We start from the raw sequence: 14,291 nt of genomic DNA, 5'->3' as shown, positions 1-14,291 counted from the left end.
CCCAGGACGGGCATCATGGTGGAAGCGGTGCCGCCGACCAGCAAGGGGACCATGGCTACAGCGCGAGAGACGAGCATCAGACGGGGGATCGAGATCCTGCTGGAGCTCGCCACGCCGAAGGCGAACGAGCGCGGCGGGCTCGGCGTCACGCAGATCGCCGAGTCGCTCGGGCGCGAGAAGAGCCAGGTCTCCCGGGCGCTGAAGGCGCTGGCCGAGTACGGCCTGGTCGAGCGCAACCGCGACGCGCTCTCCTACCGGCTCGGGTGGCGGATCTACGCGATGGCCCAGATGGCCGGCCAGGCCCGCTTCCTCGAGGAGGGCGGCCCGGCGCTGCACCGGCTCGTCGCCCGGCTCCAGGAGCGCGGCCACCTGTCGGTGCTCCAGGGTCACGAGGTGCTGACGATCATGTCGGAGTCCCCCAGCCGCACCGTCGAGGCGGTCGGATGGGTCGGCCGGATGACGCCGTCGTACTGCACGTCGGCCGGGCGCGCGCTGCTGCTCGACCACGAGCCGGACGCGATCCGCGAGCTGTTCAAGGACGTCCCCCTGACCGCGTACGGCCCGGCCACCGCGACCACCATCGACGAGGTGATCGAGCGGATCGCCGCGGCCCGCGAGCGCGGGGCGGTGGTGCTCGACGAGGAGTTCGAGGAGGGCCTGCTGGCCGTCGCCGCGCCGGTCCGCGACGCGCACGGGCGGATCGTCGCCGCGATCAACATCTCGGGCCTGCGGTTCCGCTTCGCCGAGCACCTCGACGAGGCGATCGTCGCCGTCCGCGCCAGCGCCCAGGAGCTGTCCGACCGGCTCGCCGGCGTGGCGCCGCCGGACGCCCAGGACCCCACGGGGTCGACCGGCTCGACGCCGGCTCCGGAGGACGACGCGCCGGTCAATGGCTGACCGCCGCCGCCGCCAGCTCTGAGACGAGCCGGTCCTCGGAGAAGCGCTCCAGGTCGAAGGGCGCGATCAGGTCCGGCGTGCGGCCGGTCGCCACCAGCTCGGCGAGGGTGTGGCCGACGATCGGGGCGGCCTTGAAGCCGTAGGTCCCCCAGCCCGCGCTGACGTGCAGGTTGGCCAGCTCGGTCCGGCCCAGGATCGGGCTGTAGTCCGGGCTCAGGTCGCAGAGCCCCGCCCACGACCGCAGCATCCGCACCCGCTCCAGCTGCGGGAACAGCTCCAGCATGTTGCGCGACAACTCGGTCAGGAAGTTCGCCGTCCCCTGCATCCGGTAGGTCGTCCACGGCTCGATCTCGGAGCCCATCACCAGCTCGCCGCGGTCGGACTGGCTGACGTAGACGTGCATCTGCGAGCTGACCACGACGACGTCGAGGAACGCCTTCAGCGGCTCGGTCACGCACGCCTGCAGGATGTGGGTCGTGATCGGCAGCTCGACCCCGGCCATCGCGCAGGTCTGGCTGCTCCAGCCGGCCGTGCAGACGACGACCGTGCCGGCCCGGACCGTCCCGCGCGAGGTCTCGACCGCGTCGATCCGGTCGCCCGAGCGCGAGAACCCCAGCACCTCGGTGTCCTGGTGCAGCTCGACCCCGCCGCGATCGGCGCCGCGGGCCAGGCCCCAGACCACCGCGTCGTGGCGGATCACGCCGCCCGGCGGGTGGTACAGCGCCCCCAGCACCGGGTGGCGGGCCCGCTCGTCGAGCGACATCGACGGCACCAGCTCGGCGACCTCGTCGCGGCCGATCACGCTCGAGTCGATCCCTTCCAGCCGGTTGATCTCGGCCCGGCCCGCCATCACCGCCAGCTGGCGGTCGCTGTGGGCCAGCGTCAGGTGGCCGCGCTCGCTCAGCAGCAGGTTGTAGTCGAGCTCGGCGGTCAGGCCGCGGTAGAGCGCGAGCGACGCGTCGTAGAACCGCGCGCCCTCCGGCGTGGCGTAGTTGGAGCGGAGGATCGTCGTGTTGCGGCCGGCCGCCCCGCCGCCGAGGTAGCCCCGTTCGAGCACCGCGACGTTGCCGATCCCCTGCTGGGTCAGGTAGTACGCGGTCGCGAGGCCGTGGGCCCCGCCGCCGACGATCACCACGTCGTAGCTGTCGCGCAGCGGCAGCCCGCTGCGCCACATCCGCCGCTTGCGGAACAGGTCACGCACGGGCGGCCTCCTGTCGGTCGGGGACGGCGGACAGCGCGTCGAGGCCGGCCGGACGCCCGCCGAGCCCCTCGACCGCGTCGGCGAGCACCTCCCAGAGGTGCAGCGCGTGGGCCGAACCGGCCACCACCAGGTAGCGGTCGTCGGCCTCGCGCACGACCATCGCCGGGACGTGGGCGACCGATCCGGGGCGGTAGGCGCCGACCGGCGCCTGGGTCGGGCGCAGGTCGAGCGAGGTCGCCCGCGCCAGCGCCTCGCGCGCGCCCGGCCCGGCGACGGTCAGCACCACGTGGCCCGAGCTGAGGTCGACGACGTCGGCGCCGTCCTGCTCGCGCGCGGTCCGCTCCGCCGTCTGCCGCTCGCGGGCGACGATCGCCAGCTCGCGGTCGTCGGTCAGGCGGCACGACCACCCGCCGCCGTCGAGCGGCACCGCGATCGACGGCCCGCGCGGGCCTGCGCCATCGGCGACCCGCACGTCGAGCACGCCGAGGTCGAGCCGGTCGGCCAGCACGACGGTAGTCGCCGCCGCCCGCCGCTCCGCCTCCGGATCGCCCAGGTGCCGGCAGCGGCCGTCGACGGTCACCGCGCCGAGCGGCTCCAGCGCGTCGGCGACGGGGCTGCGCGCCGGCAGCCCGGGATCGTGGTGGAGGACGTCGAGGATCACGCTGTCTCCGAGCGGTCAGGCCGCAGCGCGCGCGCCGTCGGGGTCGTACGGGGCCTTGCGGGCGACGAAGGCCGTCAGGGTCCGGCCGCCGTCGCGGATCTCGAACGGCGTGCCGTCCTCGATCGCGTCCGGCGCCACCCAGGCCAAGCCGACGCACTCGCCGAGCTGGGGCGAGGAGCGAGCGCTGGTGACGCGGCCGACGGCCCGGCCGCCGGCGACCACCGCAGCGCCCTCGCGCGGGCCGTCGCCGGGGCAGCGGAACCCGACCAGCCGCTCGCGGAGCGGCTGGTCGGCCAGGTGGCGGAGCGCCGCCGATCCGACGAACGGCCGGTCGTCGTCGAGCTTGACCGCCCAGCCGAGCCCGGCCGAGGCCGGCGTGCTCTCGGCGTCGGTGTCCTGGCCGACGATCGGGTGCAGCTTCTCCAGCCGCAGGGTCCGCTGGGCCTCGATCCCGACCGGACGGGCGCCGGCCGCGACGACCGCGTCCCAGACCCGCACCGCGTGCTCGGAGGGCAGGTGCAGCTCGTAGGCCAGCTCGCCGACGAAGCCGACCCGCATCGCCAGGCAGGGCACGCCGGCGACCGACCCGCGGCGGGCCGTCAGGTGCGGGAACGCCTCGCGGTCGAGGTCGATCTCGGCCAGCTCGCCGAGCAGCTCGCGGGAGGCCGGACCGGCGACGGTGATCGCGCCCAGCGACGCGGTCAGGTCGGTGATCCGGACGTCGAGCCCGAGATCCTCGCGCCACCAGGTCAGCCGCCGCAGGACCCCCGCCACCCCGCCCGAGGTGGTGGTGACGTAGTACTCGCCGTCGCCGGTCCGGCAGACCGTGCCGTCGTCGACGATCCGGCCGCGGTCGTCGGTCATCAGCCCGTAGCGCAGCCGGCCGATCGGGGCGTCGGACATCCGCCGGGTGTAGTGGGCGTCCAGCAGCGCGTCGGCGTCGGGGCCGCGCACCAGCAGCTTGCCGAGCGTCGAGACGTCGATCGCCCCGATCCGCTCGCGGACGGCCAGGACCTCGGCCGCGATGTCGCCGTAGGACTCCGGCCGCCGCCAGTCGCCGACCCAGGTCTCGATCCCGCCGGCGGCGCGGTGGCGCCCGTCGATGGTCGAGCGGCGCGCCGGGGCGTGGGGCCGACCGGCCAGCACGCCCAGCTCGACCGGCGTCCACGGCGGGCGCGCGGTCGTCATGCCGATCTCGGCCACGTCGCGGCCGGTCGCCGCCGCCAGCGCGCGGATCGACCCGAGGTGCGACACGCGGCCCTGGGACGGCCCCATCGTGGCGGTCGTGTAGCGCTTCGACAGCTGGATCCCGTCGAAGCCCTCGGCCGCGGCGTAGGCGACGTCCTTCGCGGTCACGTCCTCGTCCAGGTCGACGAACGCGCGACCGCGACGGCGGCCGTCGTGGGCGACCGCCGGCGGCACCGCAACGGGCCGCGGCTCGTGGGCGGCCAGGCGCCGCGACTGCTCGTCGCGCCGCTGCTCGTCGACGGCCAGGCCGAGCGCGGCCAGCGCCGCGTCGCCGGCGGCGGCGCCCGACAGCCGCGACGCGCCGTCGTGGCCGGCGACGACGCCGGCGGCGTGGACCCCGGCCGGCAGGTCGCCGGGCAGGAAGCGGCCGCTGGTGACGTCGAAGACGCCGGTCGCGCCGCTCTGCAGCAGCAGCGACGAGGCGGGCATGATCGACCCCGCCATCGCCAGCAGGTCGCAGTCGAGCACGTGGCGGGTGCCGCCGGAGGCGCGTCCGTCGGGCCCGATCGCGGAGACGACGACTTCGCGCACCGTCCGCCGACCGCGGGCCCGGACGACCGTCGTCCCGGGCAGGTAGGTGATGCCGGCGTCGGCGACCCGCGCGACCAGGTCGGGATCGCCGGCGGTCCGCAGGTCGGAGATCGCGGCCACCCGGACGCCGGCGTCGTGGAGGGTCAGCGCCGCCTCGAGCCCGGGGTCGCCGATCGTCGCGACCACCGCGCGGGAGCCGAGCGCGACCGCCTGCAGCTCGACCAGCCGGCGGGCGCCGGAGGCGGTCATGATGCCCGGCAGGTCGTTGCCGGGGAAGACCAGCGGCTGCTCGATCCCGCCGGTCGCGGTCACGTACTGCTCGGCGCGGACCATCTGCAGGGTCGCGCCCTGCGCCACCGGCACCAGCCCGTCGAAGAAGCCGAGCGCGGCGGCGCCGGCGAGCAGCTCGACCCCCGCCTCGCGCGCCTCGTCGGCCAGCCGCCGCGCCTCGTCGCGGCGACCGTCGACGAGCAGGTGACCGCCCGGCTCGACGTCGTCGTCGACCAGCAGCACCTCGGCGCCGCCGCTCGCCGCCCGGATCGCGGCGTGGAGCCCCGCCTCGCCGCCGCCGATCACCAGCACGTCGCAGCGGACGTAGCGGTGCTCGGTGCGCCAGACGCGCTCGTCGCGCGGGTCGGGGACGCGGCCGAGGCCGGACGCCCGCCGCAGGATCCGCTCGTACAGCGGCCACAGGCGGCGCGGGCGGCGGAAGGTCTTGTAGTAGAAGCCGGGCGGCGTGAACGGGCCGCCGATCAGGTCGACGATCCGCATCGCGTCGCGCTCGAGCGACGGCCAGGCGTTCTGGGAGCGGACGTCGAGGCCCTGGCGGACCGGCTCCAGCGCCGCCCGCACGCTGGGGCGCCCCTCGACGGTGACCAGCCCGCCGCCGTCGTTGCCGGCGGCGGTGATGTCGCCCCGCCGGCGGTGGTACTTGAAGCTGCGCGAGATCGTCAGCCGGCCCTGGGCGGCCAGCGCCGAGGTGATCGTGTCGCCCTCGAAGGCGGGGATCTCGCGACCGTCGAAGCGGAAGGTCAGCGGGCGACCGCGGTCGATCCGCTCGCCCGGCCGCGGCCGCAGCCGCCCGGCGTTCATCGGTCCGCCTCGTGCGCCAGCGCCGTCGCCGCGACCGCGTTGGTGGTGGTGTCGCGATCGGCGACGAACCACGCCTGGCAGCCGGCGCGGTGCATCCACCACTCGCGCTGCGGACCGGCGACGTTCCGCCGCAGGTGGATCGCGCGGTGGAGGCTGGTGTGGTCCATGTCCTCGGTGATGTCGGGCGTGCGCTCGCCGCGGTAGGCGAACTCGGCGACCGGCCGGCTGCCGCAGTGCGGGCAGGTGAGCAGGAACGACATCAGCGCCCTCCCCGGGCGTCGGCGACGACCAGCAGCCGCTGGGCGTCGCGGCCGACCGCGGCGACCCCGTCGGCCTGTCCGCACGCCACCAGCCGCGACCAGAGGTCACCGGCCCGGGCGGTCGCGACCTGCACGACGTAGCGCGCCTCGGCGACCCGCAGCACGGTCGCGCGCGGTTCCCCCGTCCGCACGGACAGCGCGCCGACGGCGAGCGGCTCGTCGAGGTGGCCGGATCGCGCGAGCAGCGGCGCGGCCCGCGGTCCGAGCACGAGCAGCGTGGCGTAGTCGTCGCTGAGGTCGATGCTGCTGACCTGCGTGGGCGCGGCCGGCGCCGGTCGGCCGGCCGCCAGGTCGACGACCAGCAGCCGCTCGCGGCTGACCGGGCACCACCAGCGACCGTCGTGGCGCACGCCGCGGCCGGGCGACGGCGGCGCCACGCCGGCGTCGTCGAGCGCCTCCCGCAGCGCCGTCTCCGCCCCCCGCCACTCGGTGGTGCGGACCCCGTCGGCGACCGCGATCCCGACCCCGCGGGTGGCCGCGGCGACCTCGCCGCCGACCGATCCGAAGTCGACCGCGACCGTCCCGGAGAAGCGGGCGCCGGCGGCGGTGAGGGCGTCGTCCAGGCGGCCCACCGATCTCGTCGTCATCGGAAGCGCACGCTACGGCGGCCCCCCGCGGGCCGCGCCTGCACCGGGGAGGGGATCCCCCTCCCGAAGGGAGGGGCCCTTCCCCACCCCCCGCCTCAGGAGCCCGCGGGCCGCTCGCGCATGATCAGCCGCAGGTAGCGCGACGTCGCCTGGGCGCGGTTGCTGGCGTGCATCTTGCGCAGCACGTTCTTGACGTGGAACTTGATCGTGCCCTCCGACACCACCAGCTCGCGGGCGATCTCGCCGTTGCTGGCCCCGCGCGCCATCAGCTCCAGCACCTCGAGCTCGCGGCGGGTCAGCAGGTCACGGAGGGCGCTGCTCGCGGGGGCGCCGGCCTGGGGCGCCATCTCCCCCTGCTCGGTCCGGGCCTCGACGCCGTCGTCGAGCGACCGGACGCCCTCGCTGAGCGACGCGCTGCGGTCGCCGACCCAGCGGGCCACGCGCTGCATCTCGCGCTGCTGCTGGCGCAGCCGCTGGCGCAGGATCGCCCGCTCGAAGACCAGCGCCAGCGCGACCGCCGCCGCGCCGAGGTCGTCGCGGGTGCCCTCGTCGACCGGCGCCGCGCCCGGCGCGCGGTCGGCGTGCAGCAGCCCGGCCAGGCTGCCCTGGACGATCACCGGCGCGATCACGTACCGCTCCCAGCCGAGCAGCGCCGACCACGCGTGGCGAGCGTCGACGTCGCGCGGGCGGCGCAGCTGCAGCTGCGGGGCGCGACGGCGGAGCGCGTCGCCCTCCGCCGACGGGTACTCCAGGCCGGCCGGCTCGGCGGCCAGGCGCGCGACCAGCTGCTCGCCGTCGCCGCTCGCGGTCCAGGCCCCGATCGCGTGCAGGGCGCCGTCGCGGACGCTGCTCAGCAGCACCCGATCGGCCGGCAGCGCGGCCGCGATGTCGGCCGGCGCGCGCTGCAGCAGTTCGCTCGCGGGACCGACCTCGGCCCACTGCACGACGGCGGCCAGCACCCGGCCGCCGGCCTCGCTCGGGGGCGGGACGGTCACGGCCCCGGATCCCACGGAGGTCCGTCGTGGGCGTCGTCGGCCCACCGGATCTCGAGCAGGTAGGCGACGGCCAGGTCCTGCTCGCCGACCCGCACGTGGTAGGCGTCGGAGCGGTCCTCGACCCGCCGGATCTGGTCGGCGCTGGAGGCGAACGCCTCGGGGAAGGGGTACAGCTCGTAGCCGGCCACCCGCGCCCGCAGGCCGCGCTCGGCCAGCCGCGCGACCGTCGCCTCGCGCGAGAGGAACGACACCTGGACCACGTAGGCGACGCCCTCGGAGGCGAGCGCGTCGGGCAGCCGGTCGAGCAGCTCGTCGAGCACGTTGCGGCCCCAGTAGTCGGCCGGCCGGTGGCCGGGCGGGGCGCGGAACGGGTCGACCGGCAGCTGGTAGAGGCTGGCCACGACCACCTCGTAGCGCTCCTCGGGGCGCCAGCGGTAGAGGTCGGAGACCGAGACGCTGACCAGCTCGCCGACGCCGTTGCGGTGGGCGTTCTCCTCGGCGTTGCGGACCGCGGCCGGATCGCGGTCGATCGCGTGCACGTGGGCGGCGCCGTTGCGGGCCAGCTGGACGGCCAGCAGCCCCGTGCCGGTGCCGACGTCGAGGCACCGCTGGCCGACGCCGATCCGCTGCTCGAAGAGGTGCCGCCAGGCGAGCAGGCTGCCGCCCTGCGGCGAGTACACGCCCGGGTGCCGGACCAGGTCCGGGAAGTCGAGCGGGTAGAGCGGACGACCGCGGCCGTCGCGCCACGGGTCGTCGACCGGCGGCGTCGCGACGGCGTCGCCCGGGCCGGCGGTGCGGCGGCTGCGACCGGCCGGAACCCCGGTCAGCCGCCGGGCGGCGGCCGCGACGTGCTCGGGCCCGACCCCGCAGCAGCCGCCGATGATCTGGGCCCCCTCCTCGCGCCAGCGCAGCGCCAGCTCGGCGTACTGCTCGCCCGAGACGCCGGTCGACGAGTGCCAGCCGCGGCCCGTCGGGTAGCCGAGGTTGGGGTAGACGCCGAGCGGCAGGTCGACGAAGTCGCGCAGGTAGCTGACCATCCCGTCGACGTGGTCGGGGGGCACGCAGTTGATCAGCAGCGCCTCGATCCCCAGCCGCTCGAACTGGCGCGCCGCCCGCCCGAAGGCGTCGCCCTCCGGCCCGCCCCAGTGCTCGCCGTGGGCGCCGCAGAGCCCGTGGCGGCAGCGGCGGAACGAGAGCCAGACCGGCAGCCCGAGGGCAAGCAGCCGCTCGACCGCGGCCAGCAGCGACGGGCGCACCAGGGTCAGCGTCTCGACCAGCACCAGGTCGGGCGGCTCGTCCAGGAACGCCCGCGCCAGCAGGTCGATCTCCTCGGCCCGCTCGTCGCCCTCGACGTCGCCGCCGATCGAGAACGCGACCGCGCTGCCGGTCTCGGACGCGGCGTCGCGCGCCAGCCGCACCGCCGACCGCGCCACGTCGAGCCAGTGGACCGGACCGTTGCCGAGCGCGCGCGGCGTCGACGTCGCCGGCAGCAGCCCCCAGGTGGCGGTGGTGATCACGTCGGCCCCGGCCTCGACGTAGCGCTCGTGCACCCGCCGCACGGCCGCCGGATCCTCGACCACCGAGCGCACGCCCCACGACCGGTCGTCCGGATCGCCGCCGCCCGGCAGCTCGGTGGTGACGCCGCCGTCGAGCACGACGCAGCGTCCGCCGGCGAGCGCGTCGGTCACGCGTCCGTAGGCCCCCGTCGGCGTGGGTGGCGACGCGCCGGGTGAGCTCATGGTGCCGGGATTGTCGCGCGTTCCCCGGCGGTCCTCGCCGGTGGGCTGGGGCCGGGGCGTGGAGCGCGGAGGCACGCCGCCACGCTACGCCTCGCGGCCCCCGGCGTCACCCCCCCGTCGAGAGGGAAGGCCTATCCCGTCGGCGAGGCGGCGCCACCGCGACGGCGCGGGCGGCGGGCAGCTCGCGGACCGAGCCGACGAGGTCGTTGAAGGTGAAGACGTGGTACCCGCGGACCCCGTCGTCGCCGCCGACCAGCGGGTCGATCGCCGCCAGCAGCGGCGCCGCGGGCGAGGCCGGACGCCGCATCAGCCGCCGCATCCCCTGCTGCCGCCGCAGGGTCCGGACCGACGCGCCGACCCCGACCCGGAGCGCGATCCCGACCAGCCGCCGGCGATCGACCGCACCCGGCACGCCGACGTACAGCGGCAGCTCGATCCCGGCGTCGCGGGTCCGCGCCAGCCAGCCCAGCAGCGCGCCCGGGTCGAAGCAGATCTGGGTGACCGCGTAGTCGGCCCACGGCGCCTTCGCGGCCAGCGAGGACCGCAGCACCTCCTCGGGGATCGCGGGGTGCCCCTCGGGGTAGGCCGGGACGCCGATCGTCCGCGGCCCGCGCGGGTGCTCGCGCAGCAGCGGCAGCAGCCGCTCGCCGCTGGCGAACGGCCCGGCCGCCGCGGCCGCGTCGCCCCCGACCAGGAAGACCTCGTCGGCGTCGAGGTCGGCCAGCCGGGCGAGGATCGCGTCCAGGTGCCGCCGGTCGCGGACCATCCGCGCGGCCAGGTGCGGGACGACGCGGTGGCCGAGGGCCCGCAGCCGCTCGGCGACGTCGAGCGTCGCGTCGATCCCGTGGCGGGGCGAGCAGGTGACGGTCAGGGTCAGCGGTCCCGCCGTCTGCGCCGCCTCGCGCTCGGCGCGCGGGAACGGCATCACCTCGTAGCGGACCCGGTCGTCGGCGGGGAGGGCGTTTCCGAGCATCGACGACAACAGTCGTGGCGATCGCTGGCCGCGACGACGCCCGGACAGGGAGTCTTCCCTCACCGAACGGTGGGGCCGCGGCCGCCGCCGAGGCCCGGCGCCCGCGCGGTGCGCGCCCGCTGGCGCTCGCGCGCCGCGTGGAGGCCGGCGGCCTCCAGCCCGACCGGGCAGAGGCCGTGGTCGCGACCGCCGTCGACGATCGCGTGCCAGACGGCGGCCAGGTCGACCTCGTCGACGACCACCAGGAAGCTCGTCACCGTCTCGGCGACCACGAACGCGGGCCGGCCGCCCAGCGTCACGTCCAGGTGCGGCGGCGTGCGGGCCGGGTCACGCCGAACTCCGAAGGCCCCCAGGTCGGCGAGCACGGCCGGCGCCGTCGGCCCGACGAGCTGCAGCACCGACCGCGGGGCCTCGACCGTCCCGCCGACGCGGTGCGCGACCTCGCCGCTCAGCGCCTCGCGGGTCGACGCGGCGCGGGCGGCCGGCAGCACCGCCCGCAGCGACCCGCCCGACGGCGACCGGCACCACCAGGTCGTCCCGCCGATCCGGGCCAGGCCGCCGGCGGCCAGCGGCGTGCCGACGATCCGCGCCACCAGCGGATCCAGCCGCCGCCGGTCGGCGGTCAGCGCGATCGAGGTCAGGTCGCCGCGCGGCACCACCCCGGAGCGGGTCAGGCAGACCGCCAGCTCGGCCGACGGCGAGCCGAAGTGCACGATCACCTCGCGGCCGCCGCGGGTCGCGCGGACCGCACCCGCGACCTCGAGGGGTCGTGCGAACGCACCGTCGACGGCCATCGTCCGACCGTAGTCGCGGTCCGCCGCCCTGCCACCGCCCGAACAGGGAGAGGTCCCTACCCGATCGGACCTCGGTCCTCGTCGCTGCTGTCCGTTCGGGCAGGGGATCCCCGCTCAACGGGCGTGGCGGCCGCCGCCGCGGGGCGCGAGCGTGGACTCCACCGTCACCGAGAGCTCTGGATTCCATGACCCAGTACGCCGACAACGAGTATCTGTTCACTTCGGAGTCTGTCTCCGAGGGCCATCCCGACAAGGTCGCTGACCAGATCTCGGATGGGGTTCTGGACGCGGTGCTCGCCAACGATTCCAACCCTGAGAAGGCTCGTGTGGCCTGTGAGGTGTTGGTCAACACGGGGTTGGTGGTGGTCTCGGGTGAGATCCGGACCGATGCCTATATCGATGTGCAGCAGGTCGCGCGGGACACGATCAAGAAGATCGGGTACACCCATGGTGATCTGGGGTTCTCGTTCGATTCGTGTGCGGTGCTGAACGCGATCGATCCGCAGTCGGCGGATATCGCGCAGGGTGTCGATGACGCCAGCGAGCACAAGGGCGGCAGCGCGGACGAGTTCGATCTCGAGGGCGCCGGCGATCAGGGGATCATCTTCGGCTACGCGACCAACGAGACGCCGGAGTACATGCCGGTCGCGATCCAGAACGCGCACCGTCTGGCCGAGCGGCTCGCCGCCGTGCGCAAGGCCGGCGAGCTGGACTACCTGCGTCCGGATTCCAAGACGCAGGTGTCGGTGCGCTACCGCGACGGTCGGCCGGTCTCGATCGACAAGCTGTTGATCTCGACCCAGCACTCCGAGGACGTGCTGGACCAGGGCCAGATCAAGGCGGATCTGTGGGAGAAGGTCGTCAAGCCGACCCTCCCGGCCGAGCTGTACGACGAGAACGCGCTGCTGGGCGAGTTCCTCGTCAACCCGACGGGCCGGTTCGTGATCGGCGGCCCCGTCGGTGATACGGGGTTGACGGGTCGCAAGATCATCGTCGATACCTACGGTGGTGCGGCGCGTCATGGTGGTGGTGCGTTCTCGGGCAAGGATTCCTCGAAGGTCGATCGCTCCGCGGCCTATGCGACCAGGTGGGTGGCCAAGAACGTCGTCGCCGCCGGTCTGGCGGATCGCGCGGAGATCCAGGTCTCCTACGCGATCGGGGTGGCGCAGCCGATCTCGATCCTGGTCGAGACGTTCGGCACGGAGAAGCTGGAGCACGCCAAGATCGAGCAGGCGGTGCGGTCGGTGTTCGATCTGCGGCCGTTGGCGTATCGGCGGCATCTGAACCTGTTCCGGCCGATCTTCCAGAAGACGGCGGCCTACGGCCACTTCGGTCGCGAGGACGCGGACTTCACCTGGGAGAAGCTCGACAAGGTCGACGCGCTGCGCGAGGCCGCCGGACTGCCCGAGGCGGTCGCGGCATGAGCATCACCGTCGTCGGCTCGATCGCCTACGACACCGTCACGACCCCGTTCGGGCGTCGCGAGCGGATGCTGGGCGGTGCCGCCACCCACTTCGCCCTCGCCGCCTCGCTGTTCGACGAGGTCCACGTCGTCGGGTCGGTCGGCGGCGACTTCCGTGCCGAGGACCGGGCGATCCTGGGCACCCGCGGCAGCCACCTCGACGACGTCGACGTGATCCCCGACGGCAAGACGTTCGCCTGGGCCGGCGAATACGGCTGGGACCTCAACCGCCGCGAGACGCTCGACACCCAGCTCAACGTCTTCGAGCGGTTCGCACCCCGGCTCGGCCCGGCCGCCCGGGCCTGCGACGTGCTGTTCCTGGCCAACATCCAGCCGTCGCTGCAGCTGTCGGTGCTCGGCCAGTGCGACCGACCGCGGTGGGTCGCGGTCGACTCGATGGACCTGTGGATCGACGTCGCCCGGCCCGACCTGCTGCGCGTGATCGAGCGGGTCGATTGCGTCGTCCTCAACGACGCCGAGGTCCGCCAGCTGACCGGTCACCCGACGACCGTCGGCGGCGCCCGCGAGCTGCTCGACTGGGGCCCGACCGCGGTCGTCGCCAAACAGGGCGAATACGGCGCGATCCTCGTCACCGGCGAGGGCACGTTCTCGCTCCCCAGCTACCCGCTGGAGGTGGTCGTCGACCCGACCGGCGCCGGCGACACCTTCGCCGGCGGGCTCGTCGGGCACCTGGCCGCCAACGCCGGGCGCCCGATCGACCACGAGCTGCTGTCGACCGCGATCGCCTACGGCACCGCGACGGCCTCCTTCAACGTCGAGGAGTTCGGGACCGAGCGCGTCTCGCGACTGACCCTCGACGAGGTCCAGGCCCGGGTCGACGACCTGCACCGGATGACCCAGTTCCGCCAACCCGAGCCCTTCACGCCATGACCACCACGCTCGCCGCGCCGACCTTCCCCGCCCCTACCAGCTCGCCGGGCCACCGCTCGCTGCGGCTGCTGATGACCTGCGCCGACCAGCCGGGCATCGTGTCGGCGGTCTCGCGCTTCCTCTTCCGGGAGGGCGCCAACATCGTGCACTCGGCCCAGTACTCGACCGATCCCGAGGGCGGGACCTTCTTCCTGCGGATGGAGTTCACCCTCGACGACGCGCACCACGAGGGGTTCGCCGACCGCTTCGGCCTGGCCATCGCCGAGCCGTTCGGCATGACCTGGCGGCTGTGGGACACCGCCCAGCGCAAGCGGGTGGCGATCCTCGTCTCGCGCTACGACCACTGCCTGACCGACGTGCTGTGGCGCTGGCGGCGGCAGCTGATCGAGGCCGAGATCGTGCTCGTCGCCTCGAACTGGGACGACCTCCGCGGCGAGGTCGAGAGCTTCGGCCTGCCGTACCACCACATTCCGGTCACCGCCGAGACGAAGGCCGAGGCCGAGGCCGAGCTGCTCGACCGGCTGGAGGGCCAGTGCGACCTGGTCGTCCTCGCCCGCTACATGCAGGTGCTCTCGGGCGCGTTCCTCGATCGCGTCGGCGTGCCGGTGATCAACATCCACCACTCGTTCCTGCCGGCCTTCGCCGGGGCGGGCCCCTACGAGCGGGCGAAGGAGCGGGGCGTGAAGCTGATCGGGGCGACCGCCCACTACGTCACCGAGGATCTCGACGCCGGGCCGATCATCGAGCAGGACGTCGTCCGCGTCAGCCACGAGCACAGCGTCGAGCAGCTGGTGCGGCTGGGGGCCGAGGTCGAGCGGACCGTCTTCGCGCGGGCGATCGAGTGGCACTGCGCCGACCGCGTCCTGCGCCACGGCAACAGCACGGTGGTGCTCTGACGTG

The 14,291-nt window shown here is 75.0% G+C and carries 13 protein-coding genes; 4 read left to right on the top strand and 9 right to left on the bottom strand.

Annotated elements, in window-relative coordinates; translation table 11 throughout:
• Window positions 1-51 precede the first annotated feature (51 nt).
• The gene (locus SH587_RS05180; RefSeq protein ID WP_320669513.1) at window positions 52-897 is read left to right on the top strand and encodes an IclR family transcriptional regulator; all 846 of its coding nucleotides are present in this window, start codon (window positions 52-54) and stop codon (window positions 895-897) included.
• Here SH587_RS05180 and SH587_RS05175 read toward each other — a convergent pair.
• The 9 genes from SH587_RS05175 to SH587_RS05135 form a co-directional block, all read right to left on the bottom strand.
• The gene (locus SH587_RS05175; protein WP_320669512.1) at window positions 887-2,098 is read right to left on the bottom strand and encodes an FAD-dependent oxidoreductase; all 1,212 of its coding nucleotides are present in this window, start codon (window positions 2,096-2,098) and stop codon (window positions 887-889) included. The genes SH587_RS05180 and SH587_RS05175 overlap by 11 nt on opposite strands.
• Window positions 2,091-2,759 (bottom strand): sarcosine oxidase subunit gamma family protein, encoded by a 669-nt coding sequence (locus SH587_RS05170; protein ID WP_320669511.1) that lies wholly within the window; start codon window positions 2,757-2,759, stop codon window positions 2,091-2,093. The genes SH587_RS05175 and SH587_RS05170 overlap by 8 nt, the downstream gene beginning before the upstream one ends.
• A gap of 15 nt (window positions 2,760-2,774) precedes the next feature.
• Entirely contained in the window at window positions 2,775-5,630 is a 2,856-nt protein-coding gene (locus SH587_RS05165; RefSeq protein WP_320669510.1) for a 2Fe-2S iron-sulfur cluster-binding protein, read from the bottom strand.
• The gene (locus SH587_RS05160) at window positions 5,627-5,890 is read right to left on the bottom strand and encodes a sarcosine oxidase subunit delta (RefSeq protein WP_320669509.1); all 264 of its coding nucleotides are present in this window, start codon (window positions 5,888-5,890) and stop codon (window positions 5,627-5,629) included. Before SH587_RS05160 ends, SH587_RS05165 begins: the two co-directional genes overlap by 4 nt.
• Window positions 5,890-6,537, bottom strand: coding sequence for a hypothetical protein (locus SH587_RS05155; RefSeq protein WP_320669508.1), 648 nt, complete (start codon window positions 6,535-6,537; stop codon window positions 5,890-5,892). The genes SH587_RS05160 and SH587_RS05155 overlap by 1 nt, the downstream gene beginning before the upstream one ends.
• A gap of 95 nt (window positions 6,538-6,632) precedes the next feature.
• On the bottom strand, window positions 6,633-7,532 hold the full coding sequence (locus SH587_RS05150) for a helix-turn-helix transcriptional regulator (RefSeq protein WP_320669507.1): 900 nt from the start codon (window positions 7,530-7,532) through the stop codon (window positions 6,633-6,635).
• Window positions 7,529-9,271, bottom strand: a complete 1,743-nt coding sequence (locus SH587_RS05145) for a homocysteine S-methyltransferase family protein (RefSeq protein WP_320669506.1) — start codon at window positions 9,269-9,271, stop codon at window positions 7,529-7,531. Before SH587_RS05145 ends, SH587_RS05150 begins: the two co-directional genes overlap by 4 nt.
• Before the next feature lie 106 nt (window positions 9,272-9,377).
• Window positions 9,378-10,244 (bottom strand): methylenetetrahydrofolate reductase, encoded by an 867-nt coding sequence (locus tag SH587_RS05140; protein ID WP_320669505.1) that lies wholly within the window; start codon window positions 10,242-10,244, stop codon window positions 9,378-9,380.
• 59 nt (window positions 10,245-10,303) lie between these two features.
• The gene (locus SH587_RS05135; RefSeq protein ID WP_320669504.1) at window positions 10,304-11,038 is read right to left on the bottom strand and encodes a hypothetical protein; all 735 of its coding nucleotides are present in this window, start codon (window positions 11,036-11,038) and stop codon (window positions 10,304-10,306) included.
• A gap of 185 nt (window positions 11,039-11,223) precedes the next feature.
• Here SH587_RS05135 and metK point away from each other — a divergent pair, with 185 nt between their 5' ends.
• The 3 genes from metK to purU are packed head-to-tail and all read left to right on the top strand — an operon-like array spanning window position 11,224 to window position 14,287.
• The gene (gene metK, locus SH587_RS05130) at window positions 11,224-12,462 is read left to right on the top strand and encodes a methionine adenosyltransferase (RefSeq protein WP_320669503.1); all 1,239 of its coding nucleotides are present in this window, start codon (window positions 11,224-11,226) and stop codon (window positions 12,460-12,462) included.
• Window positions 12,459-13,391, top strand: a complete 933-nt coding sequence (locus tag SH587_RS05125) for a PfkB family carbohydrate kinase (RefSeq protein ID WP_320669502.1) — start codon at window positions 12,459-12,461, stop codon at window positions 13,389-13,391. Before metK ends, SH587_RS05125 begins: the two co-directional genes overlap by 4 nt.
• Window positions 13,388-14,287 (top strand): formyltetrahydrofolate deformylase, encoded by a 900-nt coding sequence (gene purU / locus SH587_RS05120; protein WP_320669501.1) that lies wholly within the window; start codon window positions 13,388-13,390, stop codon window positions 14,285-14,287. The genes SH587_RS05125 and purU overlap by 4 nt, the downstream gene beginning before the upstream one ends.
• The last annotated feature ends 4 nt before the right edge of the window (window positions 14,288-14,291 follow it).

Origin of the sequence: Patulibacter defluvii (assembly GCF_034096925.1) — a bacterium.
Taxonomy (GTDB): domain Bacteria; phylum Actinomycetota; class Thermoleophilia; order Solirubrobacterales; family Solirubrobacteraceae; genus Patulibacter; species Patulibacter defluvii.
The sequence above is the reverse complement of the archived record's forward strand: the minus strand, read 5'-3'. Positions and strand labels throughout refer to the sequence as shown.

What these genes read in the sequence shown, in the direction of transcription:
- SH587_RS05165 (WP_320669510.1), bottom strand. Translation starts at nt 5,630, where the DNA reads ATGAACGCCGGGCGGCTGCGGCCGCGGCCGGGCGAGCGGATCGACCGC.
- metK (WP_320669503.1), top strand. Translation starts at nt 11,224, where the DNA reads ATGACCCAGTACGCCGACAACGAGTATCTGTTCACTTCGGAGTCTGTC.
- SH587_RS05155 (WP_320669508.1), bottom strand. Translation starts at nt 6,537, where the DNA reads ATGACGACGAGATCGGTGGGCCGCCTGGACGACGCCCTCACCGCCGCC.
- purU (WP_320669501.1), top strand. Translation starts at nt 13,388, where the DNA reads ATGACCACCACGCTCGCCGCGCCGACCTTCCCCGCCCCTACCAGCTCG.
- SH587_RS05180 (WP_320669513.1), top strand. Translation starts at nt 52, where the DNA reads ATGGCTACAGCGCGAGAGACGAGCATCAGACGGGGGATCGAGATCCTG.
- SH587_RS05145 (WP_320669506.1), bottom strand. Translation starts at nt 9,271, where the DNA reads ATGAGCTCACCCGGCGCGTCGCCACCCACGCCGACGGGGGCCTACGGA.
- SH587_RS05140 (WP_320669505.1), bottom strand. Translation starts at nt 10,244, where the DNA reads ATGCTCGGAAACGCCCTCCCCGCCGACGACCGGGTCCGCTACGAGGTG.
- SH587_RS05135 (WP_320669504.1), bottom strand. Translation starts at nt 11,038, where the DNA reads ATGGCCGTCGACGGTGCGTTCGCACGACCCCTCGAGGTCGCGGGTGCG.
- SH587_RS05125 (WP_320669502.1), top strand. Translation starts at nt 12,459, where the DNA reads ATGAGCATCACCGTCGTCGGCTCGATCGCCTACGACACCGTCACGACC.
- SH587_RS05160 (WP_320669509.1), bottom strand. Translation starts at nt 5,890, where the DNA reads ATGTCGTTCCTGCTCACCTGCCCGCACTGCGGCAGCCGGCCGGTCGCC.